The organism is Mycobacterium sp. TH-M25 (assembly GCF_057473665.1).
Genome location: NZ_JBYCLA010000188.1, coordinates 1 through 3,815, shown reverse-complemented (window position 1 = coordinate 3,815; position 3,815 = coordinate 1). Strand labels below are relative to the sequence as shown.

The 3,815-nt window shown below is 62.7% G+C and carries 5 protein-coding genes; all 5 read right to left on the bottom strand.

The window, feature by feature from the left end; all coding sequences use genetic code 11:
- A partial coding sequence (locus AC2VOU_RS06345; RefSeq protein ID WP_486956606.1) for a hypothetical protein occupies positions 1-268 on the bottom strand: 268 nt, incomplete at its 3' end.
- 40 nt (positions 269-308) lie between these two features.
- Positions 309-632: a hypothetical protein gene (locus AC2VOU_RS06340; RefSeq protein ID WP_486956605.1), complete on the bottom strand. Its 324-nt coding sequence runs from the start codon at positions 630-632 to the stop codon at positions 309-311.
- A gap of 19 nt (positions 633-651) precedes the next feature.
- Positions 652-1,833: a WXG100 family type VII secretion target gene (locus AC2VOU_RS06335; RefSeq protein ID WP_486956604.1), complete on the bottom strand. Its 1,182-nt coding sequence runs from the start codon at positions 1,831-1,833 to the stop codon at positions 652-654.
- Positions 1,830-2,108 carry a hypothetical protein gene (locus AC2VOU_RS06330; RefSeq protein WP_486956603.1) on the bottom strand — a complete coding sequence of 93 codons (279 nt, stop codon included), beginning with the start codon at positions 2,106-2,108 and terminating at the stop codon, positions 1,830-1,832. Before AC2VOU_RS06330 ends, AC2VOU_RS06335 begins: the two co-directional genes overlap by 4 nt.
- Before the next feature lie 836 nt (positions 2,109-2,944).
- On the bottom strand, positions 2,945-3,391 hold the full coding sequence (locus AC2VOU_RS06325; RefSeq protein ID WP_486956602.1) for a hypothetical protein: 447 nt from the start codon (positions 3,389-3,391) through the stop codon (positions 2,945-2,947).
- Positions 3,392-3,815: the final 424 nt, after the last annotated feature.

Here is a 3,815-nt window from a genome sequence, read left to right as displayed (position 1 = left end):
CGATTTTCTGGCTCATCGCTGATCGAGCGTCAGCTATTTCGGTCATATCGCTCTGTCCGCTGAGCCCGTTCTCTTGAGCGTTGATCGATGCGACCATCGCGTTCCACTGCTGGCCCAAATGTTCGACCACAGCGCAGTCATTAGAAGCAGCTTGTCGATCCTCGTGGTGCACTGCCCAAAACGCCGCTGCAGCGCACAGGATCAGCACGGCCAGGCAGCTCGCCGCCCACAGCATCCGTTTTCTGGGTGGTCGCGTGCCCAGTTTCATTCTCCCCTCACCAGGTCACCATATACACGACCGCTGACCGTTACGACGATTCGTCTTGCGACGCAGTGGGGGGCGGATCGTCGTTGCGATCGTGGGCAGACCGGTCCGGCCACGGAGTGTTGGGCATGATGCCGTACATGGAGGCCTCATAGCCCGGCTGCTCTGCGGCACCGCGTCTGCGAAGGAGTTCCTCCACGTCGGTGTTTATAAATTCCTCATGTGCCTCGCGTAAACGCTTGTGGCGCAGCAATATAACGGTTACGACGCCCGCGATGATGAACGTCAGCAATGAAACCTTGGCTGCCGCAGCGGCGATATCCCAGGCGCTCACGTCCGCGGTGGATAAGGTGGCGACGGCGAACATGGGCTGGTTGGTGGGTGTACTAGCGAGGCGCGGTCATGACGGGAACGGAGGGTGCCGGAGTAACACCACCGACAGGCACGCCGCCGGTAAAGGTAAATGCTCCGCCGCAGCCGTCAGGAATGTAGTAGGTCGCGGTCGGGTTCAGCGCCGACAGATTCGCCATCTGATTGGGCGTGATCGAGTGCCACGGTCCGAAGTGGTCACCGAGTGACAACCCGCCGAGACTTCCTTTGCCGGGCAGGAGCGTTCCCGCTTCTCCTGGGGCGTTCTTCGACCAGATGCTGCCGTTGATATCGAGCTTTGAAATCCGCTGTGCCTCATAGGTGTTGGCGACCCAGCGTTGAAGTTGTTGGTGGCCGTTGACGGTCACGGTGCGCGTATAACTGGTGAAATCTTGACCCGTGATGCGGAACTTGTACGCCTCGGGCAGCGATGCGAACGGGGCATCGCTGTCGGCGACCCAGGTGCGGCCCGGGGTGTAGAAATTTGACGGCCCGCCTGGGCGCGCGGCCACTCCGTCAAGCGGGCGGTGTTCAAAGGTGGGCGGCGGAGGTGTTGAGCCAACATAGGGGGGTGGCGAATAGTTGTCCCACTGACCGAAGCGTTCGTCACCGACGAAGGGGTGATCGGGGTCGACCACGGCGTTGGTTGGGGGATCTGGGATAGGCGAGTTGCTTGCGTCCTGCTTGAAGTCGGTGAACATGATCTTGCCCTCGCCGGCGGTGGCAGTCTGAAGTCGTGCGCCTACTCGTGCATCGGCTTCGGTCAACTCTGCTGCCTTGGCTCGGAGATCGGCAGTGTGCTCGACGCCGAGCTGCTCGCGCTCTAGATATTCGTCGAGATTGTTCGTGGGCCGGGAGTTGAGAGCTGTGTAGTCCTCGTCCACCACGAAGCCGTCATTCTGGACATCTTCGAGGTTGTAGAGCAGGCCGCGGTGCATGCTGTTCAGATCACCGGCACTGGTGCGGGCGATACCGGCAGCCTCGCGTAGGTCATCGGCGCTGAAAGACGCCTTCTGGAAATCCCACCCGACGTGCTCGCGCAGGGCGTCGGCCGCTTCACCGGTCCAGTCGAGGGAGTGGGCCTGGTTGCGGACTTGGGCGAATGTCGACTCTCGGTGGTCGGCAACCTTGGTCCAGTGCTTCGCGGCTTCTTCCAGGTGGTCGACGTTGTAGGCGAGCGCCTCTGACAACGGCATCATGGCACTACGTCGTCGATGCGGGCCGCGCTGCCTTCGTCGGTGCCGACGTACTCCGCTGCCGCTTTTTGAACGCGAGCGGCGGTCTCCGTTAGTCGGTTTCCGAACATCGCGTGCCCTTCGGCTACCTGAGCGTGAATCGCGGCGACGGCCACCGCTGACGCGGCCGCGGAGGTTACCGATGGTGCCGCGGCTATTCCCGCGAACGTCGCGCCCTTGGCGGTCCAGTCGGCGTGGGTCAGCATCAGCTCTGGCGCAGCTACACGAAGGTTCCCCATGCCGAACACCTCCCTGTGGGTAGAACGGTTGCTGCCATATTAATGCCGCGCTGCCCATGTGGCAGTGGACTTATTCACTGCTTGTCAGTAGCCGACGCTACCGTCACAGTCATAACCGACGACCTCGACTGGTTCGCCACCTTGTCGGAGCCGGTGCGGTTCGCGTCGTGGTCCGACTCGGGCGCCGGGCTGCCGCCGAGCCTAATCGCGCAGTCGCCGCGGCGGTATCGCGCCACGAACGGGAGCACCGACCCGGCTACTGGCTGCTGGTCGCTGCGGCCGCGGTACGCGCAAGCTTTGGGGGCACCATCACACGAAGCGGCCGCGGTGCTTGAAGGCGGAAAGCCGCTTTAACTGCTAAAACGCTTGGTGCCCCCGGCAGGATTTCGAAAATGCCGCCCCGCCCGGCGTCAGCACCGGCAGTTAGCTGCGAAAATCCGCCTCCACCTGCCGATATGCCCGTAAACTCGACACGCCCTCGCGGAAGTGGCATACTTGAGCACGAGCAAGGTACGGGTTCTGCGGCTTTAGCCCCACGACCTGTCTGGCCCCGGTCTACAGCTACGGCACGCCGGGGCTGCTCTATATCTAGTGGCAGTTCGAAACGTGAAGGATATGCGCTAGAGGCGCGTACAGGTCGACGCCACTATTTTGGCCCAGATGCCGGTGCCGAACTGCCGACGAGACCAAGTCCGGCAGCCACAGTAGATGCTCATGCCTCGGCGATGCCTGGATCATGTGGCATCGCCGGCAGATAGCGCCCTCCTTCCTTAGGTCTTTGACGATGCTGGCGTCGTAGCTGCGGTTTCTCTGCATGCGGCGCTGTTCGAGGATCATCATGTGTACACCTTCGTCGACCAGCGGCCCGCCTCCGGCGCACAGTAATCTCCCGACCTGCAGGAAGCAGGCAGCGCCGCATCGCCTGATCCTGCGGTCATGGGAATCTTGATCACGACGATGCCCACCTCCCTGCCTTGCGGGTCGCCCAGAAACTCAGCGACGCTACGGGCGCGAGCGCGACCCGCGGGCGTCTTCAGCTCGTCGGAGGTATGCCAGAAATTGTCACCAACGACCTTGTCTAGACCTATACGGAGGCTCGCGAGTTCGTCGCGGTGAACGACGACCGCGGACAGCATGTAGAACTCGCTACGGCGGCTAACGTCCGAGTCGTCGAGTTGAAAGGTCTCATCGAGAAACGCGATGTACCCGCCGGGCGCCCGCGCATACGCCTGCAGCAGGATGTTCTCGGCGCCGTTCTGCCGAACCCAACCGCCACGCGACACCCACACACCGTATTCCAGCGCCCAGACGGGGCAGGGCGTCCGGGCTGGTTCGACGGCCGCGGGCATGCCAGTGCGACGTACGCGATCACCCAACCCGGCCAGCGGGTTGTGACGTTCCGTCCGCATCACGCGGAAGCGCTGGGGGACACGATCGTTTGATGAACGTTCGACGTTGAGCCTCATGGCAGCGGTTGACGCCAGGTTGCCTACACAACCGGACTCATACAGATTTGCGCGCTGCGTCCGCCAACCGTGCCCGCAGGACAGCCATGACCAATCTGAGCGGTAGCGTCTCGGCGGATAGACCCGAGTTGCACGACGCGCACATCGCGGCCAGATTCTCGTCGTCGTCCAGCTCGGCATCGGACATCCCTCAGATGCGGCCGTCGTGAACCGAGATCAGGTGCCCAACATCCAGCGCTAC

What these genes read in the sequence shown, in the direction of transcription:
- AC2VOU_RS06340 (WP_486956605.1), bottom strand. Translation starts at nt 632, where the DNA reads ATGTTCGCCGTCGCCACCTTATCCACCGCGGACGTGAGCGCCTGGGAT.
- AC2VOU_RS06335 (WP_486956604.1), bottom strand. Translation starts at nt 1,833, where the DNA reads ATGATGCCGTTGTCAGAGGCGCTCGCCTACAACGTCGACCACCTGGAA.
- AC2VOU_RS06330 (WP_486956603.1), bottom strand. Translation starts at nt 2,108, where the DNA reads ATGGGGAACCTTCGTGTAGCTGCGCCAGAGCTGATGCTGACCCACGCC.